Consider the following 26,332-nt stretch of genomic DNA (forward strand, 5'->3'; position numbering starts at 1 on the left):
CACCAAAGTGAATTACATTTGAGTTGTTTTGTAGTACGTTTGAACTATTGCAAGATGAGCGCACAGAGCAAATGAACTATGTCCACAATCTCGACAAACCCGACCTGCAGATCCTGCGGGAACTGGCGCGCGACGGGCGGCTGAGCTGGCGGGAACTGTCAGAACGGATCGGGCTGTCGCTGACCCCTACGCTCAAGCGCGTCCACAGGCTGGAGGAACAGGGGTATATCCGCGGCTATGTGGCGCGGCTGGACGAAGGCAAGCTGATCGGCGAACTCAATGTGTTCGTATCCGTCACGCTGGAGAACCAGTCGGAGGCCGCGATCGCCCGCTTCGAGAAGGAGATAGTTGTCGCACCGGAGGTCATGAGCTGCTTCACCATGACCGGCGATGCGGACTTCATTTTGCGTGTGGTGGTACCGGATATGGGCTCGTATCAGAACTTCCTGACCCGGACGCTGACGCGCATCAAGGGCGTCGAGCACATACGGTCCAGCTTCGCCCTCAAGGCTGTGCTGAACCGTACGTCTCCGATGCTATAGCCGGGTGAGCGGTCAGCGGGAGGCCGGCTCGTCGTCGCGAGCCTCCTCCATCATGCTCAGCCGCTTATAGAGGTAAGAGCGGGAGATGCCGAGCTCTTCCGCCACGCGCTTCTTGTTGCCACCCGTGCGCCGCATGGCCTCGAGGATCAGCTCGCATTCCACCCGCTCCTTGGCCTCCCGGATGTCCGCCTTTCCCTGTCCGGCCAGGCTGTCGGTGCCTGCCGGGCGCCTGCCCGGCGGCTGGTCGGCACCTTCGAGGCTGCCGAAGTCAGCGATGGACAACGCAGGACCATCGCAGAAGATCGCCGCACGCTCGATCGCGTGCTGCAACTGCCGGATATTGCCAGGCCAGGCGCAAGACTGCAGGTAGCGGATGGCCGACTCGGAAATGGCCTTCTTGGGGGCACCGTGCCGCGACGCAAATGCCTCAAGGAAGGTGTCGGCAAGTTCCGGAATGTCCTCGAGGCGATCGCGCAGCGCGGGCAGGCGCAAGGTGACAGCACTGATCCGGTAGAACAGGTCCAGCCGAAAAGTGGAGCTGGCGATCATGGACTTGAAGTCACGATTGCTGGCTGAGATGAGGCGGAAGTCCGAGTGCCGGGCCCGTTCGCCGCCGATGCGCTCGAACTGGCCGTCCTGCAGCACGCGCAGCAGCTTCACCTGCATGTCGATCGGCATGTCGCCGATCTCATCCAGGAACATGGTGCCGGTATCCGCCGCCTCGAACTTGCCCTTCCGCCCCTTTCGGTCCGCACCCGTAAACGCGCCGGGCTCATAGCCGAACAACTCGCTTTCCACCAGATTCGGGGGCATTGCCGCCGCATTGACGAGGATGAGCGGTTTGTCACTGCGGGGGCTCAGCATATGGATGGCATGGGCGACCATCTCCTTGCCTGTGCCGCTCTCGCCGGCTAGCAGTACCGGCACGTCAAGCGGCGCGACCCGCAGGATGTCCTCCTTGAGCCTGCGGACCGCATCGCTGCTGCCCACAATCTGGTCCAGGCCGTAGCTGCGATTGCGGATGCCGGAGAGCTCGCGCTTGTAGAAGTCCAGCTCCTGCTTGACGCGCGCCAGCTCGCCGGTCAGCTCCCGCATCGCCTCCGGCCCTTTGAACATCACCTGCCCGATGGCGGCCACCACCCGTTTGTTGCTGTCGAAGATCGGCAGGCGGGATACGACGCGCGTGACGCCATTCATCTCCTGCAGCTGTGCGACCTGCGCCTTGCCAGTCTTCACTACCTCCTGGAGCTTGGTGTTCTCGATGACCTCGGTCACCGGACGGCCGATTGCCTCGCCATGCTTGAGTCGGAAGAACCGCTCATGGACGGGGCTCATGTAGGTAATCTTGCCCGCGGTATCGACCACCACCATGGCCTTGTAGGGGTCGGTCACAAAGTGCCTGAGGATGTCCTCGGCCGAATCCACGCTGGCCAGGAATTCCGTCAGTTCGTCGGCTTCCTGCACGGCAAAGATCAGGAAGCAGACGGCATCGCGGGTAGGAATGGCCGCTACCGTCAGCGGGCGTTCCAGTTCCGTCATGGCGGAAAGCCGCTTGACGGGAACGCGGGCACGATTCTGCCACATGCGGCTCAGCGAACCGGAGACCAGCGTGTCGCGGCCCAGTCCGCTTGCAAATGTCGTCTTGCCCTCGTTGTCCAGTACGAGGATGCCTTCCGATTCTCGTTTCATGTCTCCACCACAAGGTGAGCCTTGCCGGAAGCCAAGTGTCTTCGCCGACGACACAAGTGCCTTTCCGACTACGCTCGAGTACAGCACGAATACAGTCCAATTCTAAGTCCTGCCGCAGCTGTCTGCCGCAATGATGCTGGCCCCTGGCGGCTTCCAGGCCAAGCAGGAATTGGGTCTCGGGAACTCGCAAGGGATCACTGCAAAGTGCATGCCAAAACACTGGCACGCCCTTTGCGGTTATCGGTGCGACCTTGTTCAACCGACCCGAAATGGACGCCCTGAATACACTCCCGCTGATGCCCCCGGGCCCTGGCATGCGCTGCCTCGAAGGCGTACGCGTGCTGGACTTCACCACCTCAGTCGCTGGCCCCTACGGCACCTTGCTGCTCGCCGACCTTGGCGCGGAAGTCATCAAGATCGAAAAGCGCGCGGGCGGCGACGATACGCGCAGCTGGGGGCCGCCGTTCCTGGATGGCGAGTCGCTGTGGTTCCTGAGCATGAACCGCAACAAGCAGAGCATGACGGTCGACCTGACCCGAGCCGAGGGTCGCGGCATCGCCCATCAACTGGTGCGCCAGGCCGATGTCGTCGTCCTGAATACGACGCAGCGGGTGCAGGAAAAGCTCGGGCTGGACTACGCCACGCTCAAGGCGATTCACCCGGCGCTGATCCATGTGTCCGTGACCGGCTTCGGCCTGCAGGGCGAGCGTGCCGACCTGCCCTGCTATGACCTGATCGCCGAAGGCTACTCCGGCGTGATGCATCTCACCGGTGAGGCAGGCCGGCCCGCACAGAAGGTCGGCACCCCCGCGGCCGATCTGCTGGCGGGCCAGGATATTGCCATGGCCACGCTCGCCGCGCTGTTCGAGCGGCAACGCACCGGTGCCGGCAAGCAGGTCGATGTCTCGATGGTTGCCACGGCCACGCGCTTCATGGCACCGCGCATCGTCCCGTTCCTCGGGTCCGGTGAGCCGCCGATGCGCTCGGGCGGCACCGACTCGGTCATTGCCATCTACCAGGTGTTCGAGACGGCCGACTTCCCCATCACGCTCGGCCTGGGCAACGACGCCATCTGGCAGCGCTTCTGGGACGCGGTCGAACACCCCACTTATGGCAAGCAGGCCGGCTTTGAAACCAACTCCCAGCGTCGCCAGGCACGAGACTCGATCGTGGCAGCTATTGCCGAGATCCTGGCCACCCGATCGCGCGAACACTGGCTGGCACTGTTCGCACGGCTCCGAATCCCGGCCGGCCCGATCCACAGCATCGACCAGCTGGTTGAGGACGCGCCGTTGCGCGCCGCGGGCATGTTCTTTGCCGGCCAGGGTGCCGCGGGCCGCGTCCCGCAGGTTGGCCTCGGCATCAGCTTCGACGGCGCCAGCGCTGTCTATCGCACCCCTCCTCCAACCCTCGGGCAGGACACCGAACGCATTCTCGCGGAACGTCTTGCCATGTCCGCGACGTGTATCGCAGGCCTCATCGACTCAGAAATCGTCTAACCAGGAGACAAAATGAGCTACTCGGAAATCCTCTACGAAGAAGACGGCCCCATCGGCACGATCACGCTGAACCGGCCGGAAGACGGCAACATGTTCACGGAAACCATGTGCCACGAGATCCGCGACTGCATCAACGCGATCCGCCGTGAAACCCGTACGCGCGTGATCGTGATCACCGGCGCCGGCGACAAGTTCTTCTGCACCGGCGGCCGCAAGGACGGCATGCAGGACACCACGCTCTATGCCGGGGTGCTGCCAACGCTGGAGATGTACGAGAGCATCGACCGATTGCAAAAGCCCGTGATTGCATCGGTCAATGGCTTCGCCGTCGGCGGGGGCAATGTGCTGCAGGTCGTCTGCGATCTGACCATCGCGAAGGAGTCCGCCATCTTCCGCCAGGTGGGCCCGATGGTCGGCAGCTTCGACGCAGGCTATGGCACCTGGTACCTGGAGGACCTGGTCGGAAAGAAGCGCGCCAAGGATATCTGGTACCGCAATCCCAAGATCAGCGCAAAAGAGGCGCTTGAGATCGGCCTGATTAACCGGGTCGTACCGGATGACCAGCTTCGTGCCGCCACGCGCGAGTATGCCCTTGAGGTCGCCGAGCGCGGCGCGTTCGCCCTCGCCTCGCTGAAGAGCGCCTTCAACGCGCGCCACGGCGGCGTGAGCGGCCTGTCGCGGATGGCGCACGACCTGCTGCTGCGCGGCTACCTCGAATCGGACGAGCACGACGAGCTGGCAGCCGCCTTCGCCGAGCGTCGCAAGCCCGATCCGTCGAAGTTCGGACATTGAAGTACGGGGTGACCATCATGCAGAACATCCTGACCCTTCACAACCCGCAGAATGCAAGGGACTACTACCTGTCTGGCATCTGGCAGCAGGAGACGCTGTACACGCTGGCCCGGCGCCATGCGCGCGAGCGTCCCACCTCCTGCGCACTGCGCGATGCCGATGTCAGGCTGACCTGGCGCGAAGTGGTCGACTGGGTCGACAGCGTCGCCGAAGCGCTCCATCGCCAGGGTATGAAGCCCGGCGACCGCGTCGGCATCTGGCTGCCCAACGTCGTGCAGGCGACCATCATCTTTCTGGCGTGCTCGCGCAATGGCTACGTCTGTTGCCCGTCGCTGCACCAGAACTACACCGTCGACGAGATCTGTACGCTGCTGAACCGGATCCAGTGCCGCGCGCTGTTTGCGATGCCGGGCTATGGCGCCGACTCCGACCGCAACTCCATCTTCGCCAGGGTGGCGGATATCCCGACGCTGGGGTGCGTATTTGCGCTGCCCAATCCGGCTGCCGGCAATGCCGCGTTGCCGGAGGGCGCCCTTCCGTTCCCGGACAGGCAGCCCCCTTCTGCCCTCTCCACGCCGGACCTGAACCCGGACAAGATCGTCTATCTGGCCTTCACATCTGGCACCACTGGCCTGCCGAAGGGCGTCATGCACAGCGACAACACGCTGCTGGCGAATGGCCGTGCGCTGGTAGAGGACTGGGGCCACACGGCCGATACCACGCTGCTGACGCTCAGCCCGATGAGCCACCACATTGCGACGGTCGCGATGGAGCAGATGCTGGTGGCCGGGCTGGAGATGGTGATGACCAACCTGCGCGCCGGCAAGCACGCGCTCGACTGGATCCTGGAAACGGGGGCGACCTACGTGATGGGCGTGCCCACCCATGCGATGGACATCCTGCAGGCGGTACGCGACCGCAGCATGACGTCGCTGGGCGAGGTCCGCACCTTCTACATGGCCGGCGCGGCCATCCCTCGCGAAGTTGCGCAGAAGTTCGTCAGCCTGGGCGTGACGCCGCAGAACGTGTATGGCATGACCGAGAACGGGTCGCACAACTACACCGTTCCGACCGACACGCAGGACACCATCGTGTCCACCTGCGGACGCGCATGCCGGGGCTACGAGGTGAAGCTCTGGAAGCAGGACAACATCGATGAAGAAGCGGAGGTCGGCGAAGTCGGTGAGATCGGCGGGCGCGGCGGCCTGCTGATGCTCGGGTACTTCAGCAACCAGGTGGCTACCGAGACCTCTTTCAACATCCATGGCTGGTTCATGAGCGGCGATCTCGGCATCGTCGACGAGAACGGCTGCGTGGTGATCGTCGGACGCAAGAAGGACCTGATCATCCGCGGCGGCCACAACATCCACCCGGCACGGATCGAGGAACTCGCCATGCGCCATCCCAAGGTGGAGCGCGCCGCGGCCTACCCGGTGCAGGACGAGCGCCTGGGCGAAAAGGTCTGCCTGGCGGTCATCGTGCGCGCCGGGCAGGAGCTGCCCGCGAACGACATGCTGGAACACCTGGCTGGCTGCGGCTTGTCCAAATACGACATGCCGGAGTACTTCCTCGGACTCGACAGCTTCCCGCTGACTGCCAGCGGAAAGATCCTCAAACGCGAACTGGTCGAGTTGACCCTGCGCGGACAACTGAAGCCGACTGCCGTCCGCTATCGGGCGCGGGCCGTCGCGGGAGCATAACCATGGCGATTGACATCAAGTATTCCGGCCCCTACGCGGTCCTGACGCTGAACCGGCCCGATGCACTGAATGCATTGCAGTTCACGATGATCGAGGCCCTGTCCTACACCCTCGACCAGGTGGCCGCATCCGACGCGCGCGCGCTCATCGTCACCGGCGCCGGCCCCAAGGCCTTCTGCGCCGGCGCCGACATCAAGGAGCTGATGGACAGGGACCTGATGGCACAGCGCCTCGGCGCCCAGCTGGGCCAGCGCACCTTCGCCAAGCTGGCCGCGCTGCGGATTCCGTCCGTGGCGGTGCTGCATGGCTACGCCTTCGGTGGCGGGCTCGAACTCGCCATGGCCTGCACCTTCCGCATCGCCACCATCAAGGCGCGCATGGGCCTGCCGGAGATCAAGCTTGGCCTGATTCCCGGCTACGGCGGCACCCAGCGGCTGCCGCGCCTGGTGGGCGAAGCGCGCGCCACCGAGCTGGTGATGTCGGGTAGGACGGTCGATGCGATCGAGGCCGAGCGCTGGGGCCTGGTCAACCGTGTTGTGCCGGACGGCCCGCCGGAGGAACTCGGCAAGGCCTTTATGGAGGACTTCATCGGCTACAGCCGGTGTGCGTCGCTGTTTGCCCGCGAGGCCGTGGCGCGTGGCATGGCGACCACGCTGGACGAGGGCCTGGACATCGAAGCCGACCTGTCCACGCTTGCCTACCAGACCGCCGATGCGGCGGAGGGCATGCGCGCCTTCCTGCAAAAACGCACTCCGGAGTTCAAAGATGCCTGAGATCAACGGTACGGTCATCGTGACGGGCGGCAGCCGCGGTATCGGTGCATCCATCTCCATCGAGCTTGCCAGCGCCGGCTTGCAGGTGGCATGCCTGTCCCGCTCCGGCGAGCTTCCCGATCTGCAAGGACTGGACGAGAAGGCGCAAGGCCGGCTGCGCGCCATGCGCTGCGATATCACTGACCCGGACTCGGTCCAGGCTGCGTTCGCCGCGGTGCCGGGGATGTTTGACAAGCCAGTGGTGGGCCTGGTCAACAACGCGGGCATCCATCTGCAAGGCGCGTCCGCAACCTTCCCGGTTGCAGACTTCGAGCGGGTGATGACGACCAATGCCACCTCGGTGCTGCTCGCCAGCCAGGCCGCCTATCCCTACCTATGCGAGAGCGGCTCGTCGCTCATCGTCAATATCGGATCGTTCTACGACAAGCTGGGCGTCAGGGGCAACGCCGCCTACTGCGCGTCCAAGGCCGCGGTGGGGGCGATCTCGCGCTGCCTTGCAGTGGAGTGGGCCCGCAACGGCATCCGCGTTCTCAATATCGCGCCCGGGTATATCGAGACGGACCTGAACCGGGAGGAGCTGAACGGGGAGGCGCTGCAAGCGTTCCTGAAGAAACGCATTCCCGCCGGCGGTCCGGGGCAAGCCGCAGATATCGGCCGGCTCGTCGCCATGCTGTACCGGCTGCCCGGACGCTTCCTGACCGGCGAAACGCTCTATGTCGACGGTGGCCAGGGCATGGCCCTTTGATCAAGGATGCAAACATGAACATTCTGGAACGACTGGACGCCCGGCTGCCCCTCTCCGAAGAAGAGCGGATGATCCTCGACAGCGCCAAGGATCTCTGTGCAACGCAGATCGCACCGCGTGCTGCGGAGTACGACCGCACCGGCACCTTCCCATGGGAGAACGTGCAGGCGATCAATGCGCTGGGACTGAACGCGATGTTCATTCCCGACGCCTATGGCGGCGCGCAACTCTCCTATCTCTGCTACCTCGCTTGCGTGCGGGAGATTTCCAAGGCTTGCGCCTCGACCGGCATCGTCTGGGCGACGAATTTCCATGCCATCAAGCCGCTGATCGAATACGGCAGCGAAGAACAGAAAGCCCGCCTGCTGCCGCGGATTGCCGAGGGCGGTCTCGCTGCGCTGGCGATCACCGAGCCGTCGGCCGGCTCCGACGCGACCGGCATGCGCACCAGCTTTACCCCTGACGGCGACGACATCGTCATCGACGGTGGCAAGACCTTTATCACCAACGGCGACGTCGCCGACCAGTACCTCCTGTTCGGCAAGTGGTCGGAGATCAGCGATCCGAAGGCAGCCATTTCGGTGCTGATCCTGGAGAAAGGCACCGAGGGGCTGCGCGTGCTGGGCACGGAGCACAAGATGGGCACGCGCGCCTCCAGCACCGCCAGCCTGGCGTTCGATGGCTGCCGCGTGCCGCGCGCCAACCTGATCGGCAATCCCGGGGATGGCCTGCGCATCCTGTTCGGCTCGCTGAACCGATCCCGGCCCAGCGTCGCGGCGCATGCGCTGGGCATCGCCCGCGCGGCCTTCGAGGATGCGGTTGCCTATATCAACGAGCGCCGGCAATCGGGCAAGCGGATCCTGGAATTCCAGGGCATCCAGTTCATGCTGGCCGACCTCGCCTCGGAACTGGCGCTGTGTGAATCGTGGCTATGGCGCGTCGGCGAGATGGTCGACGCGGGCGAGCAGGACTTCGGCGTGGAGGCCTCGATGCTGAAGCAGCGCGCATCGGATGCCGCCATGCGGATCACGACGGACGCGGTGCAACTGCTGGGTGGCTACGGATATTGCAACGACTATCGCGTCGAACGGCTGATGCGCGACGCCAAGATCACGCAGATCTGGGAGGGCACGAACCAGGTGCATCGCCAGCTGATCGGACGCAGTTTCTTGAAGAAGTAGGAGACAACGGTGACAACTATCCAAACCGTCGGCGTGGCCGGCGCCGGCACCATGGGGGCCGGGATCGCCATTGTGGCGGCCCGCGCGGGATTCCGGACCATCGTGTTCGATGCCAGGCAAGAGGCGCTTGACCGTGCCAAAGGCCAGACCGAGGCTTTCCTGAAGAAATCGGAGGAGCGCGGCAAGCTGCCGCCGGGCGCCGCCGCCGCCGCGCTGGACCGGTGGCAAGGCACCACCGAACTGGCGAGACTGGCAGAGTGCGACATCATCATCGAGGCCGTCTTCGAGGATCTTGCGGTCAAGCACCAGTTGTTCCAGGCGCTCGACCCGGTCTGCCCGGAGCGCACCATCTTTGCGTCGAACACCTCCACGATCTCCATCACCGAGATCGCCGGCGGCTCAGGCCGGCCGGACCGCTTCGTCGGCATGCACTTCTGCCTGCCGGCGCAGCTGATGAAGCTGATCGAGATGTCCCCCGGGCTGGCCACATCCGATGAGACCTTCCAGCGTGCCTGGGCCTTTGCCGAAGCCATGGGACAGAAGCCTGTGACCACGCAGGACACACCGGGCTTCATCCTCAACTACTTCCTGATCCCGTTCAACAACGACGCCATCAGGCTGGTCGAGCAAGGCGTGGCCGAGCCCGCCGATATTGACCTGGCGATCAAGACCGCGCTCGGCTATCCGATGGGCCCGCTCGAGCTGCTCGACCTGGTCGGCATGGATACCCAGAAGCTGCTGTGCGAGGCCATGCATGGCCTGACCCATGAGCCGCGCGCTGCCTGCCCGCCGCTGGTACGGCGCATGATCGCCGCCAACCGCCTTGGCAAGAAGACCGGCAGAGGTTTTCACGTCTACGGCGATACCAAGATGTTCGGAGCCTGATATGCGATACGAGATTGTTCGTGCCGGCGAGAGCCGCTCCTTCCCTGCCCCGCATGCCTTCCTGGAACAATCCACTGCGGATGGCGAGGGCCTGGTCTACCTCGGTGCCAACGCCGGCGCAGCCTATGCCGGCGGCACCGGCCATGAGGCCCGGATCTTTGTGGCCATTGAGCTCGATACCGAGTGCCTCGGGTTCCATACCGGCGAGAGCCGCGGCCTGGAAGGGTCAAACGTCGTTGGTTTCGCCCGCTTCCGGCTGGGCAATACCGACCCCAGCCCGCTGGTCGAACTGGTGCGGCAACCGGGCACGGATGCCGCGGCGATCGAGGCTGCCAAGGCGGCATTCCAGGCCAGCGGCCTGGTGGTCGCGGTCTGCAATGACTTTCCGGGACGCATCGTCGACCGGCTGATCCGGCCCTACTTCAACGCGGCACTGCGGCGCCTGGACGAAAAACTGGCCACCGCCGTGGACCTGGACAAGACCCTGTGCCTGGGCCTCGGCTATCCGGAAGGGCCGATCTCGCTGCTGGAGCGCACCGGGCTGGCACAGCACTACGCTGTCACCCAGGCGCTGTACGAGGCGCTGGGTCAGGAACCTTATGCGCCTGCACGCCGCGCCCGCGTCGCTGCCGAACGCGCCAAGGCAGGCACGCCATGACACAACCATTGACTGGGGTGAAGGTGCTGGACTTCAGCACCCTGCTACCCGGGCCGCTGTGTTCCTTGCTGCTGGCCGAGGCCGGGGCCGAGGTCATCAAGTTCGAGCGGCCCGGCCGCGGCGACGAAATGCGGTCGTACGAGCCCAAGGCCGATGCGGACAGTACCAACTTCGTGCTCCTCAATCGCGGCAAAAAGTCCGTCGCCATCGACCTGAAATCGCCGGCCGCGATCGACAGCCTTGTGCCGCTGATCCAGGAGGCCGACGTCCTGCTCGAGCAATTCCGGCCGGGTGTGATGGACCGGCTGGGGCTAGGCTACGCGGATGTCACGAAGATCAATCCTCGACTGGTCTACTGCTCGATCACCGGTTTTGGCCAGCACGGTCCGAGGGCGAACGAGGCTGCGCATGACCTGAATTACGTCGCCGCTGCGGGCATGCTGTCGCTGACCGCCGGCGCTGACGGCAAGCCGGGGCTGCCGCCGGCGCTGATCGCCGACATTGCCGGCGGCGCGTATCCGGCCATGATCAATATCCTGCTGGCCCTGCGCCAGCGCGAGCAGAGCGGCAAAGGCATCCATCTGGACATCGCCATGGCCGACAACCTGTTTGCGTTCCAGTACTGGGGGCTCGGTGCCGGTACGCGGGGCCAGTGGCCCCGCCCTGCCTCGGACCTGGTAACCGGGGGTTCGCCGCGGTATCAGGTCTACCGGACCGCTGATGGCGCTTTCCTTGCCGCAGCACCGATCGAAGAAAAGTTCTGGGGCAACTTCACCACGCTGATCGGACTGGACGCAGCGGCACTCGACCGGCTCTCGCCGGCAGAGGCGACCGAGGCCGTCGCCGCCGCGGTGGCAGAGCACACGGCTGACTACTGGATGGACCGCTTCGCGGGACAAGACGTTTGCACCAGCCGCGTGGTCAGCCTGGAGGAAGCGACCGCGGACCCGCATTTCGCTGCACGGCATCTGTTTGACCGGACCGTGAAGACCGCGGCCGGCACCACATTGCCCGCGTTGCCCGTTCCGGTGGATGCGGCATTCCGCAGCGCGAGCCCCGGGCAGACCTCGCCCGCCCTTGGCGCCGACAACCATCTTCTCGAACCATAAGATCGTCGACATGAAAGCTATCGTTATCCAGGAGTTCAATGAGCCCGAGCACCTGTCCATTGGCGAGCTGCCGGATCCGGTGCTCCCTGCCGATGGTGTCCTGATTGAAGTCCGCGCCGCCGCGGTCAACTATCCCGACCTGCTGGTGGTGCGCGGGAAATACCAGATCCTGCCCGAGCGCCCGTTTGCACCGGGCAAGGATGCCGCAGGGGTCGTGCGTGCGGTCGGCAGCGATGTCAGGAAGCTGCGTCCCGGCGACCGCGTGGTCGCGCAGCTCGAATACGGTGCCTTTGCCGAACTCGTCAGTGCCAGCGAGAACGCCTGTTTCCGAATCCCGGACAGCATGTCGTTCGAAGACGCCGCGGCGATGGGACTGGTTTACCAGACCGCATACTTCGCCCTCGTCGAACGAGGGGGATACCAGGAAGGTGAAACGGTACTGGTGACCGGCGCCGCCGGTGGCGTCGGCTCCGCGGCGCTCCAGATCGTGAAGGGACTTGGCGGTACCGCGCTCGCCGGCGTCAGCGGCGCCGGGCATGCGAAGGCCGTGATGGAGATGGGCGCGGACGCTGTTATTGACCTGGCGGTGCCGAACCTGCGGGATGCCCTGCGCGACCAAGTTCGCGCCGCAACGCAGGGGCACGGAGCGGATGTTCTGCTCGACACGCTTGGCGGCGACGTGTTCGATGCGGCCTTGCGCTCGATGGCGTGGTGCGGTCGGGCGGTGGTCATTGGCTTTGCCGCCGGCCGCATCCCGGAGATCAAGGCCAACTATCTGCTGGTCAAGAACATCAGCGTTGGCGGGCTGCAGTGGAGCGACTATCGGGAGCGGCAGCCCGGGAAGGTCCAGGCGGTGCAGGAAAAGCTCTTCAGCCTGTATGAGCAAGGGGCGATCCGGCCGCCGATTGCCGGCGTGCTGCCGCTGGGCCGTGCTGGTGAAGCGCTGACCAAACTGGCATCGGGGCAGGTCGCCGGGAAGTACGTTCTTACGCTCTACTGATCTCCAGCTTCAAGATCCGAGGCCGCCATGCATTGCATGGCGGCCTCGATTGCTGTTGGCGGCCGACGGCTGACAAACTGTCTACGTCGCCGGCGGTTTGCCCCCCCTCTCCCATAAATGGGAGAGGGGGGAAACACTCTCAGTTGCCGCCGCAATACCGCAGCCAATGGCGCAAGCGCCTAGCCCTGTCCCGACCCGCGACGCATCCACGCCTGCACCTCCCCCATGATCCCGCGGCGGAACGTGAGCACGCACAGGATAAAGATCACACCGGTCACCAGCGTGACCGACTCACCCAGCGCTGCAAACCACTCCACCCCCGTCATGCTGGCCAGCCCGGTGCCGATATCTCCAAGCTTGTTCTCCAGCACCACAATGACCAGCGCGCCAATCACAGGCCCAGTCAGCGTACCCAAGCCCCCCAACAGCGTCATCAAAATCACCGTCCCCGACATAGTCCAGTGGACATCCGTCAGCGTCTCAAAGCCAAGCACCAACGCCTTCATCGACCCCGCCAGGCCAGCCACCGCCGCCGACAGAACAAAGGCCAGCAGCTTGAAACGGTTGGCGTCGAAGCCCAACGACACCGCACGCGCCTCGTTGTCCTTGATCGCCTTGAGCAATTTTCCGAACGGTGAATGAACGATGCGCACGATCAGCGCAAAGGCAGCCACGAAGACCGCGACGACAACGTAATAGAACGTCATGTCGGAGGCCAGTGGCAGTGCGCCGAACAGGCTGCCACGCGGAATGCCCTGCATCCCGTCCTCGCCGCCGGTAGCCGGCGTCTGCAGGCACACGAAGAAGAACATCTGGGCCAGCGCGAGCGTAATCATCGAAAAGTAGATGCCCTGCCGGCGAATGGCGAGCGAGCCCATCAGCAAGCCAACCACAGTCGCGGTCGCGACGCCGGTCAGCAGGCCGACTTCCGCGGAGACGCCCCATGTCTTCATCGCATAGCCGGTTGCATAGCCGGCACCACCAAAGAATGCGGCATGCCCGAAGGACAGCAGGCCAGTGAATCCGAGCAGCAGGTTGAAGGCCGCGGCGAACAGTGCGAAGCAAAGGATCTTCATCACGAACACCGGATAGACGCCCGCCTGGGGCGCCAGCACCAGCATTGCCAGCAGCATGACGCCGAGGTACCTGGACATGCGCGTCGCGGCGCCCGGTGCGGCCCCGGTCGGCACTGCGAGACGGGAGGTGGAGAAGTATCCGCTCATCATTTTTCCTTCCCAAACAGTCCTGCCGGTTGAAATAGCAAGACGATGACCATCACGAGAAACACCACGGTCGAGGAGGCTTCCGGGTAGAACACCCTGGTCAGGCCCTCGACGACACCCAGGCCGAGCCCGGTCAGCACGGCGCCAAGAATCGAACCCATGCCACCGATCACCACCACGGCAAACACCAGGATGATCAGGTTCTGCCCCATCAGCGGGGATACCTGCGTGACCGGTGCGGCGAGCACGCCGGCGAGGCCGGCCAGCGCCACCCCGAAGCCATAGATCGCCGTAATCAGCAGCGGCACGTTGACGCCGAACGCCTCGACGATCTTCGGGTTCTCGGTTCCCGCGCGCAGCACGGACCCGAGCCTGGTCTTCTCGATCAGGAACCAGGAACCCAGGCACACCGACAGGGATGCACCGACGACCCAGGCGCGGTAGTTGGGCAGGATCATAAAGCCTAGGTTTGTCCCGCCGGAGAGCGCTTCCGGGGTCGAATACGGCAGGCCGGAGACCCCGTAGGCCGAACGCAATACACCCTCCACCACCAGGGTCACGCCGAGCGTCAGCAGCAAGCCATAGATATGGTCCAGTTTGTAGATGCGCCGCAGCAGCAGACGCTCCAGCACCACGCCCAGGATGCCGACTGCAAGCGGGGCCAGCAGCAGCATCGCCCAGTAGGACAGTCCCAGGTAGGTCGTGCCCATCCATGCCAGCACCGCGCCCAGCATGAACAAGGCGCCATGGGCGAAGTTGATGACGTTCAGCAGCCCGAAGATCACAGCCAGGCCGAGGCTGAGCATGGCGTAGAACGCGCCGTTGACCAGGCCGAGCAGGATCTGCGAGAGCAACGCCGGCAGCGGTATTCCGAGGATTTCAATAGGCATCGTCAGCCTCACACTCCAAGTAGTTCGTGCAGCACGGGCATCTTGACCTGCAGCTCACTGGCCGCGAAGCGCTCGACGATGCTGCCGTGCTCCATCACGTAGAAGCGGTCCGCCAGCGGCGCGGCAAAGCGGAAGTTCTGCTCCACCATCACCACCGTGTACCCCTTCTGCTTGAGCATCAGGATCATGCGCGCAAGCGCCTGCACGATCACCGGTGCCAACCCTTCCGAGATTTCATCGAGCAGCAGCAGGTTAGCGCCGGTGCGCAGGATGCGCCCGACCGCCAGCATCTGCTGCTCGCCGCCGGAAAGACGCGTGCCCTGGCTCTGGCGGCGCTCCTTCAGGTTCGGGAACAACTCGTAGATATCGGTCTCGCTCATGCCCTTGCTGGTGTCGGCGCCCTTCAGCACCGGCGGCAGCATCAGGTTTTCTTCGCATGAGAGGCTGGAGAAGATCGCCCGCTCTTCGGGGCAATAGCCAATGCCGTAGTGCGCGATCTTGTGCGTGGGCAGGCTGATGGTCTCGTGGCCATTGACCTTGATCGAGCCCTTGCGCGCGCCGGTCAGTCCCATGATCGCGCGCAGCGTGGTGGTGCGGCCAGCGCCGTTGCGGCCCAGCAGCGTGACCACTTCGCCGCGGTTCACGGTCAGGTCCACGCCGTGCAGGATGTGCGATTCGCCGTACCAGGCGTGCAGGTCCTTGATCTCGAGCGCGGGTGTGTTGGATGTCGTCATGTGTCGTTCCCCCGGCCGTCTCAGTGCGCGCCCTGCAGTTCCGCGTCGGCGGTGCCCATGTAGGCCTCCATCACGCGCGGGTCCCTGGACACTTCCGCATACGGCCCTTCGGCCAGGATCGCGCCACGCTGCAGCACGGTGATCTTGTCGGCGATCGACGAGACCACGCTCATGTTGTGCTCCACCATCAGGATGGTGCGGCCCGCCGAAACCTTCTTGATCAGCTGCGTGACGCGGTCCACGTCTTCGTGGCCCATGCCCTGCGTGGGTTCGTCGAGCAGCATCAGCTCGGGCTCCATCGCCAGCGTGGTGGCAATCTCCAGCGCGCGCTTGCGGCCGTACGGCAGGTTGACCGTCAGCGTCTGCGCGAACTCGGTCAGCCCCACCTGTTCGAGCAACTCCATGGCGCGGTCATTGAGCACGTCGAGCGAGCGCTCGCTGCGCCAGAACTGGTACGCCGTGCCGAGCTGCCGCTGCAGGCCGATGCGCACGTTCTCCATCACCGTCAGGTGCGGGAACACCGCCGAAATCTGGAAGGAACGGATCACGCCGCGGCGCGCAATCTGCGCGGGCTTCTCGCCAGTGATGTCGATGCCGTTGAAAAGGATGGTGCCGGTGGTCGGCTCCAGGAACTTGGTGAGCAGGTTGAAGCAGGTCGTCTTGCCGGCGCCGTTGGGGCCGATCAACGCATGGATCGATCCGCGGCGGACTTGCAGGTTGACGTCGCTGACCGCCGTAAAGCCCCTGAAGGCCTTCGACAGCTGCGTTGTCTGCAGGATGAGATCTGACATGGGGAAGTGGAAGCGCTCGGGTGAAGGACAAAGCAAGGGCCTCCGGTGGCCTTGGCCACCGGGATTCCCTTCAAGCGGGGTCAGGAGGCGACGCGGCGCGTCAGCCCTTCAGCGGGCAGGCGCTCTGTGCCAGCGGTTCGAACGCCTTGTCCTTCGGAATCACTTTCCGGATCTTCATCAGGTCCCACTCGCCCTTCGACTCCGCCGGTCCCTTGGCTTCGGCGAGGTACATGTCGTGGACCATCTGCCCGTTGGCCTGGATACGGCCGCCCTTGGCAAAGAAGTCGTTGACCGGCGTCTCGCGCATCTTCGCCATGACCTTGTCGGCATCCGCGCTACCGACGGCCTGCACGGCCTGGAGGTAGTGGATGACGGCGGAGTACATGCCGGCCTGGACCATGGTCGGCATCATCTTGGTCTGGGCGAAGTACTTCTTGCCGAAGGCCCGGGTCTCGTCGTTGTAGTCCCAGTAGAAGGCCGTGGTGAACTGCAGTCCCTGCGACGCCTTCAGGCCCATGCCCTTCAGGTCGCTATCGAAAATCAGCAGGGGTGCGACGACCTGCTTTCCTGTCCCCAAGCCAAACTCCGCCGCCTGGCGCACCGCGTTCTGGGTATCGCGCCCGGCATTGGCCAGCGCGATGACCTGGGCCTTGGACGACTGCGCCTGCAGCAGGAACGAAGCAAAGTCCGATGCCGAGAGCGGGTGCCGGACCTTCCCGCTCACCTTGCCGCCGGATTGCTCGACCACCGCGACGGCGTTGGCTTCCAGCGAATGACCGAAGGCGTAGTCAGCAGTCACGAAGAACCAGTCCTTCTTGCCTTCCTCGACGATCGCCCGCGCCGTGCCATTGGCCAGCGCATAGGTGTTGTAGACGTAGTGCACACCGTAAGGCGAGCACTGCTTGCCCGTCAGTTCGGTCGTGGCGGAACCCGCGAAGATGGTGATCTTCTTCTTGCTCGCGCCGAGCTTCTGCAGTGCCAGCGCCGACGCCGAGTCGGTGGACTCGATGATCATCTCGACGTTATTGCGGTCATACCACTCTCGTGCCCGGGTCGCGGACACATCGACCTTGTTCTGGTAGTCCGCGCTCAGGACCTCGATGGGCCTGCCGAGAACCTTGCCGCCGAAATCCTGGACCGCCATCTTGACCGCGGCGACCCCGCCCGGCCCGCCAATGCCTGAGTACACGCCCGTCATATCTACGAGGGCACCAATCCGGAAAGGCTCCTCCGCCAGCGCCGGATGGCAGAGCGTCGCCAGGCAAGCAAGCGCGCATGTGCGCAGCACCTTAGTCTTCATTGAATGTCTCCAGTCGTACGTTATCGTCGTGGGCTGCCGCTGGGGACAGGGCAGCCTTCTTCTTTCTCTGCAACAACGATGCCAGCCCTGGAACGCCTGAAAACCGGCAGAAATTGGCGTTTCATGTGTCTTCGCTGGCTTGGCAAGGACATTCGTGACCACGCACATGTCCTCGGAAACTACAGTCCTGGTGTTCTCGGAGGCCGTGACAGCGGCTCAGGACTCAACGACAAAGCGCCGGTGTCCGGCGCCGCCAGCGCGGGCACACCGATGGCGTACCGCCCAGACCACGGCGCGCATTGCCTTGCCACCACGGCGCTGGACCGTGCGCGTGCAACGCTCGAAGGCCACATCATCGGGAAAATACCGAAGCTCCGCGGCACTGCCGAGGATGACTGCAATGTCGAGGGGGGACTCCTGCTGGATAGCCAGCGCCAGCAGGCGGCTAAGCCGCCGCGTTACCGCATTGCCGTCGTCCGGCCTTTGCTGCCTCGCTTCAGACTGGATGGCACGCACCGCGGCCCGGATGTGGTGGAGCATCTCGGCAACACCCATCTCGGACTGCGTTGACTGTATCGATTGCCGTGCGCCTGCCACCGTCCACTCCTTGTATTGCAGCGCCTCGCCTGTGGGTTGTCAGAACAGCTCGGGCGGGATGGCCAGCACGCTGTCCGCCCCATGCAGAATGCGATGCCGGTGTGCACCGGCCTGTGCCAGTACGTGCTCGGCGAAGAAACGCGCTGTGGCCACCTTCGCCTCCATGAATGCCTTGTCTTCGCCACGCGCCAGGCAATCGTCGGCAACAAGCAACGCACGTGCCAAAAGCCATCCTGCCACCAGTTCGCCCGCCAGCGTCAGGTAGGGCACGCCTCCGGCATAGACCGCATTGGGAGCTTGTGCGCCCTCGCGCACGACATATTCGACGACATCGAGGAAGGCCTCCCGCGCATGCGCCAGCCCTGCCCTGACCGAGGCGGCGGCCGCGCCATCCCGTTGCGCGAGTTGCGCCTCGGTCTGCTCGATCTGCGCGGCGATCGCCCGCGCCGTCGCACCGCCATCGCGAATCGTCTTGCGGCCCACCAGGTCGTTGGCCTGGATGGCAGTGGTGCCTTCATAGATCGGCAGGATCCGCGCGTCGCGGTAATACTGCGCGGCGCCGGTTTCTTCGATGAAGCCCATGCCGCCATGGACCTGGATATTCAGCGACGTGACCTGCACGCCCATTTCCGTACAGTAGCCCTTGATCAGCGGCAGCAGGAACTCATAGAACGCGTGCTGGGCCTGCCTGACCCCGGCGTCAGGGTGGCGGCAGGCCTGGTCGTCGGCGGCAGCCGCGACCAGCAGCATCGCTCGGCAGCCCTCGATGCGCGCCCGCATTTCCATCAGCATCCGGCGGACGTCCGGGTGCCGGATGATGGGGACACTGCCCGCGGCCGATCCATCCACCGGACGGCCCTGCACGCGCTCGCTCGCATACGCCACGGCCTGCTGGTACGCGCGTTCGGCAATGGCGACGCCCTGCACGCCGACGGCAAAGCGTGCGGAGTTCATCATCTGGAACATGTACTCCAGGCCGCGGTTCTCCTCGCCAATCAGGTACCCGGTTGCGCCGCCATGGTCCCCGTACTGCATCACCGCCGTCGGACTCGCCTTGATGCCCAGCTTGTGTTCGAGGCTGGCGGCGTGCACGTCGTTGCGTTCGCCCAGGCTCCCGTCCGCCTGGACCAGGACCTTCGGCACCATGAACATGCTGATGCCCTTGATGCCCTCGGGCGCGCCCGCGACGCGCGCGAGCATCAGGTGCACAATGTTCTCGGTCAGGTCGTGGTCACCGTAGGTGATGAAGATCTTGGTGCCGAACAGCTTGTAGGTCCCATCCTGCTGCCGCTCGGCACGCGTGCGCACCAGCGACAGGTCACTGCCCGCCTGCGGTTCGGTCAGGTTCATGGTCCCGGTCCACTGGCCCGAAACCAGCTTGTGCAGGTAGGTCCGACCCATCGCCTCCGAGCCGACTGCGGCCAGCGCGGCGATGGCGCCGTCGCTGAGCAAGGCGCACAGGGCGAAGCTCAGGTTGGCGGAGTTGACCATTTCCGAGCACGCTGCGCCGATCACCTTGGGCAAGCCCTGGCCGCCGTATTCAGCAGGATGCTGGACGCCCAGCCATCCGGCTTCCGCGTACTGGCGGAAGGCCTGTCGCATACCGGGGCTCGTCTTCACTACCCCATCAACCAGGGTCGCCGGCTCGCGGTCGCCGCTGGCGTTCAGCGGCGCGATCACCTCCTCGTTGAAACGGGCGCACTCGTCCAGCACAGCGGCTGCCGTCTCGATGCCGGCGTCCTCGAAGCCATCCAGCCGGGCAAGCTCGTCCAGGCCAGCCAGGTGCTCGATGTTGAAGAGGAGGTCCTTGAGCGGCGCTACGTATGTCATTGGGGTCTCGGATTATCCTGGGACGCACGTGACCGACGCAGTGCCGTCGGCAGAGAAGTCCTGGATTTGGGTGAAGAAAGGCGCGGGGCGATATCGCCCCGGCTCAAGAGAGATTTCAGCGGCCCGTGAAGCGCGGAGCCCGCTTTTCCAGGAAGGCGTTGATGCCTTCGCCGGCGTCGCCTGTCTGCGTGGCCTGGACAAAGAGTTCGGCTTCCGCTCGCAGGCCGGCTTCAAGATCCAGCGTTGCCGCGCGCCGGACCGCCTCGCGGGCGAGGTGGATGGCGGCCGGCCGCCCATCGGAGAGCGAAGCGAGGAATGCCAGGCCAATGCTCACGGCATCGCCATCCTCGAACAGCTTGTCGACCAGGCCGATCTCCAGCGCCTCGTCAGCAGAGACAAGGCGACCGGAAAGGATCAGCTCCATCGCCTTGTCGGTTCCGACCAGGCGCGGCAGGCGCTGGGTCCCGCCATAGCCGGGTATCAGGCCGAGCTTGATCTCCGGCAAACCCAGCCTGGCGCCGGCAATCGCCACCCGATGGCTGCAGGACATGGCCAGCTCCAGGCCGCCGCCCAGTGCCGCGCCGCGGATCACCGCAACGGTCGGCACCGGCAATGCTGCCAGTTTGGAGAACGTGCCCTGTCCCAGCGCGGCACCATCAAGATGCTGCGACGCGGTCCTGCCGCACAGCTCACCGATGTCGGCACCGGCACAGAACGCCCGGTCGCCGCCGCCGACAACCAGCACTGCCTGGACGTCGGAATCGGCGATGGCATCAATGCACTTCGACAGTGTCTGGATCATGCTGGAGTTCAGCGCATTGAGCGCCGCCGGCCGGTCGAGTGTCAGCACCGCCACGTCGCCGGCATAGTGCAGGCCGATCGTCATGACTTGTTCTCCCCACTGTCGCCAGCAACCTTCCCCTGGTAGACGTCACGGAAACGCGGCCTGCGCTTCTCCAGAAAGGCATGCACGCCCTCCTGCGACTCGGCGGTGCCGTAGTACAGCGCCAGTGCCTGCATGCCCAGCCCGCCGATACCGCGGATCGAGTCCGTATCGGCATTGAAGGAGCGCTTGGCGATCGCCAGTGCGGTCGGGCTCATGGCGAGGATTTCCTGGCACCACTTGTCCACCTCGGCATCGAGCTGGTCGGCAGGTACCACGGCATTGATCAGGCCCATGGCCAGCGCCTCGTCGGCGGTGTAGCGCCGGCACAGGAACCAGATCTCGCGGGCGCGCTTCTCGCCGACGACGCGAGCCAGCAAGGCCGTACCGAAGCCGGGATCGACCGAGCCAACCTTGGGGCCGACCTGGCCGAACTGCGCGGTGTCCGACGCGATGGCCAGGTCGCAGCAGGTCACCAGCACGTTGCCGCCGCCGATGGCATAGCCATTGACGCGCGCGATCACGGGCTTGGGACATTCCCGGATGATGCCCTGCAGCTCCTCGACCGGCAGGCCGATCACGCCGCGGCCGTCGTAGCCACCGTCGTGCGCGGACTGGTCGCCGCCAGTGCAGAATGCCTTCTCGCCGGTACCGGTCAGCACGACCACGCCGACCGACTTGTCCCACGACGCCGCATTCAGCGCGTGGATCAGCTCGTCACAGGTGCGGCCACGGAAGGCGTTGTACTTCTGCGGACGGTTGATGGTGATGCGCGCCACACCTTCGCGCACTTCATAGAGGATGTCGGTATATTCGTTCATGGTTGTCAACCGTGCATGGTCAGGCCGCCAGAGACGCTGACAACCTGGCCGGTAATGAAGTTGGCGTCGTCACTGGCGAGGAATGCCACGATGCCGGGAATGTCGTCGGGCTGGCCCAGGCGCTTGAGCGGGATCGCGCGCTTCAAGCCCTCATAGATCTTCTGGCCAAACTCGCCCTCGCCCAGGAAGGACTGCAGCAGCGCCGTGTCGGTCGGGCCGGGGCACACCACGTTGACGTTGATGTTGTTGCGCGCGCATTCGCGGGCAATGGTCTTGCTGAAAGCAATGACGCCGCCCTTGCACGCCGAATACACCGACTCGCCCGACGAGCCGACGCGGCCCGCGTCCGAGGAGATATTGACGATCTTCCCCTGCTTGCGCTTGACCATCCACGGCAGCACGGCGTGGTGCAGGTTCAGCGGCCCCAGCAGGTTGATGCCGATCACCTTCTGCCAGAATTCCGGGGTGGTCTCCAGGAACTGCATGGCGACGTCCCAGCCAGCGTTGTTGACCAGCGCATCGATGCCGCCGTGCTTCTCAGCGACCTTGCCGATCGCCTCGGTCACGGCCGCGTGATCGGTAATGTCGAGCTGCAGCTGCGTGAGCTGCTTGCTGTGTTCCTTCAGCTCGGCGCTCAGATTCTCCAGCGCGCCCGCATTGACATCGACCGCGACCACATGCGCGCCTTCGTCGCAGAAGCGCTTGCACAATGCCTTGCCGATGCCACCGGCCGCGCCGGTGATCACGACGACCTTTTCGTTCAAACCTCGCATACTGTTACCTCCTGCTTCCATTTCTACTGAATTCGATTCGACAAGATTTCCGCGGCCATCTTGCGCAGCGCAAACTTCTGGAGCTTGCCCGTTGCCGTACGCGGCAAGGGTTCGAATACGACGTGACGGGGCGTCTTGAATCCGGGCAGCCGCTGGCGGCAGTACTGGATGACGTCCTCCGCGTTGAGCGTGCCGGCGTATTCGGGCTTGAGTTCCAGCATCGCGCACGGCACCTCGCCCCACTTCGCATCGGGGACGGCCACGACCGCCGCGTTCTGCACTGCCGGATGGGTATAGAGCACCTCCTCGACCTCAAGCGAGGAAATGTTCTCGCCGCCGGAAATAATGATGTCCTTGGCGCGATCCTTGATTTCGATATAGCCGTCGCCGTGGACGACAGCCAGGTCACCGGTGTGGTACCAGCCGTCGGCGAACGCTTCCTCGGTGGCCTCGGGATTCTTCAGGTATCCCTTCATGGCCAGGTTGCCGCGGAACATCACTTCGCCAATGGCCTTGCCGTCGCGCGGGATCTGGTTGAAGGCGGCATCGACCACCATCATCTCTTCCATCACCACGCTGCGCACACCCTGGCGCGACAGGTGCGAGAAGTAGCCGTCCTCGCCTTCGCCTTCCCATTCCCGCTGCGGCTGGCACAGGGTGTTGACGCCGTGCATTTCCGTCATGCCGTATACGTGCAGCAACGCAAAGCCGAGGGCCGAGATCCTGCGCAGGACCGCCGTCGGCGGCGAGGCCCCGGCACAGACGATCCGGATCGGCCGCGACGGCTTCGACCAGCCTTCAGGCTTGCCGTCGATCAGGAAATCGAGCACGGTCGGCGCGCAACACAGGTGCGTCACGCCATGCGTGGCGATGGCGTCGTAGATATCCGTTGCCACCACCTTGCGCAGGCAGATATGGGTGCCGCCCATGGCGGCCATGGCCCAGGCAAAGCACCATCCGTTGCAGTGGAACAGCGGCAGCGTCCATAGGTAGACCGGGTCGGCGCCGGCCAGTCCGGCATTGATCGATTGGCCCAGGGCGTTCAGGTAGGCACCGCGATGGTGGTAGACCACGCCCTTGGGGCTGCCCGTGGTACCGGAGGTGTAGTTCAGCGCAATGGCATCCCATTCGTCCTCCGGATATCGCAACTCGACGTCAGCTGCCGATGCCAGGAAGGCCTCGTAGTCGACGGCGCCGACCGTGTCTTCCGCGCCGGAGGCCGGATCCCGGATGTCGATCACCTGGATCGGCATGCCGGTCTGCGCCACCGCCTCCCGCACGGTTGCGGCGAATTGCGTATCGGCCAGCAGGATGCGCGTTTCCGAATGCTGCAGGATGAACGCAATGGCGGGCGCGTCAAGGCGGATATTGATGCTGTTCAGCACGGCGCCCGAAAGCGGCACGCCAAAGTGGGCCTCCAGCATCTCGGGAACGTTGGGGGCAATGATGGAGACCGTATCGCCCCGCTCCACGCCGGCGGTGATCAGCGCCCGGGCCAGCTGGTAGCACCGGTCCGCGTACTGGCGCCACGAATAGCGCCGGTCCTGGTAAATGACCGCATCCCGGTCGGGGAAGACATCCGCCGCGCGGCGCAGGAAATGCAGCGGTGTCAGGGGTACGAAGTTCGCCTGGCGTTTATGCAGGCCTTGATCGTATTTCGTCAGCATTGGTGTCTCCGGCTGCTGTTTTTACTTAAACTGCGACGGCAAGTCGGGTGGCCTGGTCGATGGCCCGCAGGGCATCCAGCTCGCTGGCGACATCGGCGCCACCGATCAGCCTTGGCGCTGCGCCCCGGGCCTTGAGCTGGTCGTAGAGATCGCGATTGGAGTTCTGGCCCGCGCACAGCACCACGTGGTCCACCGGCAGCACATGCGCCTTGCCATCGACCGTGTAGTGCAGCCCTTCATCGTTGATGGCGTCGTAGGTGGCACCGGCGGTCATGGCGATATTGGCCTTGCGCAGCTTCGCCTTGAGGATCCAGCCGGTCGATTTGCCGAGGCGCTTGCCAAGCGGCTCCGCCTTGCGCTGGAACATGTGGACGCTGCGCCGCGGTGCGGGATGGTCCGCCGCGGGTGCGAGTCCGCCGGAGTTCGAATTCGATGCGTCCACGCCCCAGGCGCGGAAGAATGCTTGCGCATCGAGCGACTCCTCGGCATCTCCCAGCAGGAACTCGGCGACATCGAAGCCGATGCCCCCTGCCCCGATGATCGCGACCCGCCGGCCGACCTCGACCTTGCCGGACAGGACATCGATATAGGACACAGCTTTCGGATGGTCGACACCAGCGAAGTCCGGCACGCGCGGCCTGACGCCGGTCGCCAGCACGATCTCGTCGAACGCGCCCCCGATCAGGTCGTCCGCAGTGGCCGGCTTGCCCAGGCGCAGCGTGACGCCAAGCTTTTCCAGCCGGACGCGGAAGTACCGCAGCATTTCGTGGAACTCGGCCTTGCCCGGCACCGACTTGGCCAGGTTCAGCTGGCCACCCAGTTGCTGGTCGGCTTCGAACAGCGTGACGTCATGCCCACGCTCCGCGGCATTGATCGCGAAGGCCATCCCGGCGGGGCCACCGCCGACCACGCCGATCCGCTTGCGCTTCAACGCCAGCCCGATCGGGAACTCGATCTCGCGGCCGGCGCGCGGATTCACCAGGCAGGTTGCGGTGCGCTCTGTGAAGATGCGGTCAAGGCAGGCCTGGTTGCAGGCGATGCAGGTGTTGATTTCGTTGGTGATGCCCAGGCGCGCCTTTTTGGCAAAGTCCGGATCCGCCAGCAGCGGGCGTGCCATGGAGACGAGGTCCGCCACCCCAGACGCAATCAGCTCCTCGGCCACTTCCGGCGTGTTGATGCGATTCGATGCCATCACCGGAATGCCGACCGATTGCTTGACATTGCGGATGGCGTCGCGCCATGCCGCGCGTGGCACGGTGGCGCCGATCGTCGGCACTGCGGATTCGTGCCAGCCGACGCCGGTATTGATCATGTCCGCGCCCGCCGCTTCAACTTGCCTGGCGAACGAAGCGATCTCCGCGCCGGTCATGCCGCCTTCGACCAGGTCAATCGAGGAGATTCGATAGATCAGCATCGGGGCCTGCCCGAGGCGTTCGCGGACTGCGCGCACCACCTCGAGCGGGAAGCGGATGCGCCCCTCGAGGCTGCCGCCGAATTCGTCGCTGCGCTGGTTGGTCAGGGCCGCGGTGAATTCATTGATCAGATAGCCCTCCGATCCCATGATCTCAACGCCGTCGTAACCCGCCTCAACAGCAAGCGCCGCGGTGTTGACGAAGTCGGCGACGGTGCGCCACACCTCTTCGGTGCTCAGCGCGTGGGGCGGATAGGTGTTGATCCGCGCCTTGCCCGGCGACGGCGCGACACAAGTCGGCACCTTGGCATAGCGGCCGGCGTGAAGGATCTGCAGGATGATCTTGCCGCCGGCCTGATGCACTGCCTGCGTCACCGCCCGGTGCTCATCGAGCTGATCCGGGCTGTTGAACATCGGGCCGCCTTCTTCCATCACGCCTTCCGGGTTCGGGGAGAAGCCGCCGCTCAGGATCAGGCCGATTTCTCCCGCAGCCCTGGCAGCGTAGAACGCTGCAAGTCGTTCATCGGGGCGATCCAGCGTCTCAAGTCGCGTATGCATCGCCCCCATGACCATGCGGTTGGCCAGCACGGTCGAGCCGACGGTCAGCGGGGTAAGGATCTTGTCGAGCGTCTGCATGGGGTGTCTCGTTATGTTTTGAGAGGGTTGAACACATACTAGGCACGCCCGGAATATACGTCAAGATCTTGATGTATTTTTATGGCAGAGCTGGGGGAATTCCCGATCTATTCCGCGTTATAAGGCGAAACACGACGCACCTCATATCACTTACATGTCATACTTTGGAGAACGGATATTGCGTAATGAGCACATGGATGCAG

24 protein-coding genes are annotated in these 26,332 nt (G+C 64.6%); 12 read left to right on the plus strand and 12 right to left on the minus strand.

Annotated elements, in window-relative coordinates:
• The first annotated feature begins 71 nt into the window (after positions 1-71).
• On the plus strand, positions 72-542 hold the full coding sequence (locus tag RS901_RS16120; RefSeq protein WP_022534295.1) for an Lrp/AsnC family transcriptional regulator: 471 nt from the start codon (positions 72-74) through the stop codon (positions 540-542).
• A gap of 12 nt (positions 543-554) precedes the next feature.
• Here RS901_RS16120 and RS901_RS16125 read toward each other — a convergent pair whose 3' ends face one another.
• Complete coding sequence (locus RS901_RS16125; protein ID WP_316149788.1) at positions 555-2,231, minus strand: sigma-54 interaction domain-containing protein; 1,677 nt, start codon at positions 2,229-2,231, stop codon at positions 555-557.
• Between the two features lie 314 nt (positions 2,232-2,545).
• Here RS901_RS16125 and RS901_RS16130 point away from each other — a divergent pair, with 314 nt between their 5' ends.
• From RS901_RS16130 to RS901_RS16175, 10 genes are read left to right on the plus strand one after another with little or no spacing between them, the layout of a single operon-like run.
• Positions 2,546-3,730 (plus strand): CoA transferase, encoded by a 1,185-nt coding sequence (locus tag RS901_RS16130; protein WP_316149789.1) that lies wholly within the window; start codon positions 2,546-2,548, stop codon positions 3,728-3,730.
• A gap of 12 nt (positions 3,731-3,742) precedes the next feature.
• Positions 3,743-4,522, plus strand: coding sequence for an enoyl-CoA hydratase-related protein (locus RS901_RS16135; RefSeq protein WP_316149790.1), 780 nt, complete (start codon positions 3,743-3,745; stop codon positions 4,520-4,522).
• A gap of 17 nt (positions 4,523-4,539) precedes the next feature.
• Positions 4,540-6,222: a class I adenylate-forming enzyme family protein gene (locus RS901_RS16140; protein WP_316149792.1), complete on the plus strand. Its 1,683-nt coding sequence runs from the start codon at positions 4,540-4,542 to the stop codon at positions 6,220-6,222.
• Between the two features lie 2 nt (positions 6,223-6,224).
• Positions 6,225-6,995 (plus strand): enoyl-CoA hydratase/isomerase family protein, encoded by a 771-nt coding sequence (locus RS901_RS16145; RefSeq protein ID WP_316149793.1) that lies wholly within the window; start codon positions 6,225-6,227, stop codon positions 6,993-6,995.
• Positions 6,988-7,740 carry an SDR family oxidoreductase gene (locus RS901_RS16150; protein ID WP_316149794.1) on the plus strand — a complete coding sequence of 251 codons (753 nt, stop codon included), beginning with the start codon at positions 6,988-6,990 and terminating at the stop codon, positions 7,738-7,740. The genes RS901_RS16145 and RS901_RS16150 overlap by 8 nt, the downstream gene beginning before the upstream one ends.
• 14 nt (positions 7,741-7,754) lie before the next feature.
• Positions 7,755-8,921 carry an acyl-CoA dehydrogenase family protein gene (locus RS901_RS16155; protein WP_316149795.1) on the plus strand — a complete coding sequence of 389 codons (1,167 nt, stop codon included), beginning with the start codon at positions 7,755-7,757 and terminating at the stop codon, positions 8,919-8,921.
• Positions 8,922-8,930: 9 nt separating this feature from the next.
• Positions 8,931-9,806, plus strand: a complete 876-nt coding sequence (locus RS901_RS16160) for a 3-hydroxyacyl-CoA dehydrogenase family protein (RefSeq protein ID WP_316149796.1) — start codon at positions 8,931-8,933, stop codon at positions 9,804-9,806.
• 1 nt (position 9,807) lies between these two features.
• A complete protein-coding gene (locus RS901_RS16165; RefSeq protein ID WP_316149797.1) occupies positions 9,808-10,464 on the plus strand; it encodes a 3-hydroxyacyl-CoA dehydrogenase family protein in 657 nt (218 codons plus the stop codon).
• The gene (locus RS901_RS16170) at positions 10,461-11,573 is read left to right on the plus strand and encodes a CaiB/BaiF CoA transferase family protein (RefSeq protein WP_410054123.1); all 1,113 of its coding nucleotides are present in this window, start codon (positions 10,461-10,463) and stop codon (positions 11,571-11,573) included. The genes RS901_RS16165 and RS901_RS16170 overlap by 4 nt, the downstream gene beginning before the upstream one ends.
• Positions 11,542-12,573: an NADPH:quinone oxidoreductase family protein gene (locus tag RS901_RS16175; RefSeq protein ID WP_316149799.1), complete on the plus strand. Its 1,032-nt coding sequence runs from the start codon at positions 11,542-11,544 to the stop codon at positions 12,571-12,573. Before RS901_RS16170 ends, RS901_RS16175 begins: the two co-directional genes overlap by 32 nt.
• Positions 12,574-12,752: 179 nt before the next feature.
• On the opposite strand, the gene RS901_RS16180 is transcribed toward RS901_RS16175, so the two are convergent.
• The 5 genes from RS901_RS16180 to RS901_RS16200 all read right to left on the minus strand — a co-directional run bounded on the left by RS901_RS16180 (position 12,753) and on the right by RS901_RS16200 (position 17,511).
• A complete protein-coding gene (locus RS901_RS16180; protein ID WP_316153541.1) occupies positions 12,753-13,727 on the minus strand; it encodes a branched-chain amino acid ABC transporter permease in 975 nt (324 codons plus the stop codon).
• 68 nt (positions 13,728-13,795) lie between these two features.
• Positions 13,796-14,680: a branched-chain amino acid ABC transporter permease gene (locus RS901_RS16185; RefSeq protein ID WP_316153543.1), complete on the minus strand. Its 885-nt coding sequence runs from the start codon at positions 14,678-14,680 to the stop codon at positions 13,796-13,798.
• 14 nt (positions 14,681-14,694) lie between these two features.
• Entirely contained in the window at positions 14,695-15,420 is a 726-nt protein-coding gene (locus RS901_RS16190) for an ABC transporter ATP-binding protein (protein WP_316149800.1), read from the minus strand.
• Positions 15,421-15,440: 20 nt separating this feature from the next.
• Positions 15,441-16,211, minus strand: a complete 771-nt coding sequence (locus tag RS901_RS16195; protein WP_316149801.1) for an ABC transporter ATP-binding protein — start codon at positions 16,209-16,211, stop codon at positions 15,441-15,443.
• A gap of 100 nt (positions 16,212-16,311) precedes the next feature.
• Positions 16,312-17,511: an ABC transporter substrate-binding protein gene (locus RS901_RS16200; RefSeq protein ID WP_316149802.1), complete on the minus strand. Its 1,200-nt coding sequence runs from the start codon at positions 17,509-17,511 to the stop codon at positions 16,312-16,314.
• A 78-nt stretch (positions 17,512-17,589) separates the two neighbouring features.
• Here RS901_RS16200 and RS901_RS16205 point away from each other — a divergent pair, with 78 nt between their 5' ends.
• Complete coding sequence (locus RS901_RS16205; protein WP_316149803.1) at positions 17,590-18,081, plus strand: hypothetical protein; 492 nt, start codon at positions 17,590-17,592, stop codon at positions 18,079-18,081.
• A 66-nt stretch (positions 18,082-18,147) separates the two neighbouring features.
• Here the strand turns inward: RS901_RS16205 and RS901_RS16210 are convergent, their stop codons facing one another.
• The 6 genes from RS901_RS16210 to RS901_RS16235 form a co-directional block, all read right to left on the minus strand.
• Positions 18,148-19,938 carry an acyl-CoA dehydrogenase gene (locus RS901_RS16210; RefSeq protein ID WP_316149804.1) on the minus strand — a complete coding sequence of 597 codons (1,791 nt, stop codon included), beginning with the start codon at positions 19,936-19,938 and terminating at the stop codon, positions 18,148-18,150.
• A 115-nt stretch (positions 19,939-20,053) separates the two neighbouring features.
• Positions 20,054-20,824 (minus strand): enoyl-CoA hydratase/isomerase family protein, encoded by a 771-nt coding sequence (locus RS901_RS16215; protein ID WP_316149805.1) that lies wholly within the window; start codon positions 20,822-20,824, stop codon positions 20,054-20,056.
• Entirely contained in the window at positions 20,821-21,642 is an 822-nt protein-coding gene (locus tag RS901_RS16220; protein ID WP_316149806.1) for an enoyl-CoA hydratase-related protein, read from the minus strand. The genes RS901_RS16215 and RS901_RS16220 overlap by 4 nt, the downstream gene beginning before the upstream one ends.
• 5 nt (positions 21,643-21,647) lie before the next feature.
• Complete coding sequence (locus tag RS901_RS16225; protein ID WP_316149808.1) at positions 21,648-22,415, minus strand: glucose 1-dehydrogenase; 768 nt, start codon at positions 22,413-22,415, stop codon at positions 21,648-21,650.
• Positions 22,416-22,438: 23 nt separating this feature from the next.
• A complete protein-coding gene (locus tag RS901_RS16230) occupies positions 22,439-24,082 on the minus strand; it encodes an AMP-binding protein (protein ID WP_316149809.1) in 1,644 nt (547 codons plus the stop codon).
• 25 nt (positions 24,083-24,107) lie between these two features.
• Complete coding sequence (locus RS901_RS16235; protein ID WP_316149810.1) at positions 24,108-26,129, minus strand: NADPH-dependent 2,4-dienoyl-CoA reductase; 2,022 nt, start codon at positions 26,127-26,129, stop codon at positions 24,108-24,110.
• Positions 26,130-26,332 lie beyond the last annotated feature (203 nt).

Origin of the sequence: Cupriavidus sp. BIC8F, assembly GCF_032465815.1 — a bacterium.
Classification (GTDB): Bacteria; Pseudomonadota; Gammaproteobacteria; order Burkholderiales; family Burkholderiaceae; genus Cupriavidus; species Cupriavidus necator.

Bases quoted from the DNA above. Each gene is read 5' to 3' on its own strand.
- RS901_RS16120 (WP_022534295.1), top strand. From the start codon at position 72: ATGAACTATGTCCACAATCTCGACAAACCCGACCTGCAGATCCTGCGG.
- RS901_RS16125 (WP_316149788.1), bottom strand. From the start codon at position 2,231: ATGAAACGAGAATCGGAAGGCATCCTCGTACTGGACAACGAGGGCAAG.
- RS901_RS16130 (WP_316149789.1), top strand. From the start codon at position 2,546: ATGCGCTGCCTCGAAGGCGTACGCGTGCTGGACTTCACCACCTCAGTC.
- RS901_RS16135 (WP_316149790.1), top strand. From the start codon at position 3,743: ATGAGCTACTCGGAAATCCTCTACGAAGAAGACGGCCCCATCGGCACG.
- RS901_RS16140 (WP_316149792.1), top strand. From the start codon at position 4,540: ATGCAGAACATCCTGACCCTTCACAACCCGCAGAATGCAAGGGACTAC.
- RS901_RS16145 (WP_316149793.1), top strand. From the start codon at position 6,225: ATGGCGATTGACATCAAGTATTCCGGCCCCTACGCGGTCCTGACGCTG.
- RS901_RS16150 (WP_316149794.1), top strand. From the start codon at position 6,988: ATGCCTGAGATCAACGGTACGGTCATCGTGACGGGCGGCAGCCGCGGT.
- RS901_RS16155 (WP_316149795.1), top strand. From the start codon at position 7,755: ATGAACATTCTGGAACGACTGGACGCCCGGCTGCCCCTCTCCGAAGAA.
- RS901_RS16165 (WP_316149797.1), top strand. From the start codon at position 9,808: ATGCGATACGAGATTGTTCGTGCCGGCGAGAGCCGCTCCTTCCCTGCC.
- RS901_RS16170 (WP_410054123.1), top strand. From the start codon at position 10,461: ATGACACAACCATTGACTGGGGTGAAGGTGCTGGACTTCAGCACCCTG.
- RS901_RS16180 (WP_316153541.1), bottom strand. From the start codon at position 13,727: ATGTCCAGGTACCTCGGCGTCATGCTGCTGGCAATGCTGGTGCTGGCG.
- RS901_RS16190 (WP_316149800.1), bottom strand. From the start codon at position 15,420: ATGACGACATCCAACACACCCGCGCTCGAGATCAAGGACCTGCACGCC.
- RS901_RS16195 (WP_316149801.1), bottom strand. From the start codon at position 16,211: ATGTCAGATCTCATCCTGCAGACAACGCAGCTGTCGAAGGCCTTCAGG.
- RS901_RS16200 (WP_316149802.1), bottom strand. From the start codon at position 17,511: ATGAAGACTAAGGTGCTGCGCACATGCGCGCTTGCTTGCCTGGCGACG.
- RS901_RS16205 (WP_316149803.1), top strand. From the start codon at position 17,590: ATGCCAGCCCTGGAACGCCTGAAAACCGGCAGAAATTGGCGTTTCATG.
- RS901_RS16210 (WP_316149804.1), bottom strand. From the start codon at position 19,938: ATGACATACGTAGCGCCGCTCAAGGACCTCCTCTTCAACATCGAGCAC.
- RS901_RS16215 (WP_316149805.1), bottom strand. From the start codon at position 20,824: ATGACGATCGGCCTGCACTATGCCGGCGACGTGGCGGTGCTGACACTC.
- RS901_RS16220 (WP_316149806.1), bottom strand. From the start codon at position 21,642: ATGAACGAATATACCGACATCCTCTATGAAGTGCGCGAAGGTGTGGCG.
- RS901_RS16225 (WP_316149808.1), bottom strand. From the start codon at position 22,415: ATGCGAGGTTTGAACGAAAAGGTCGTCGTGATCACCGGCGCGGCCGGT.
- RS901_RS16230 (WP_316149809.1), bottom strand. From the start codon at position 24,082: ATGCTGACGAAATACGATCAAGGCCTGCATAAACGCCAGGCGAACTTC.
- RS901_RS16235 (WP_316149810.1), bottom strand. From the start codon at position 26,129: ATGCAGACGCTCGACAAGATCCTTACCCCGCTGACCGTCGGCTCGACC.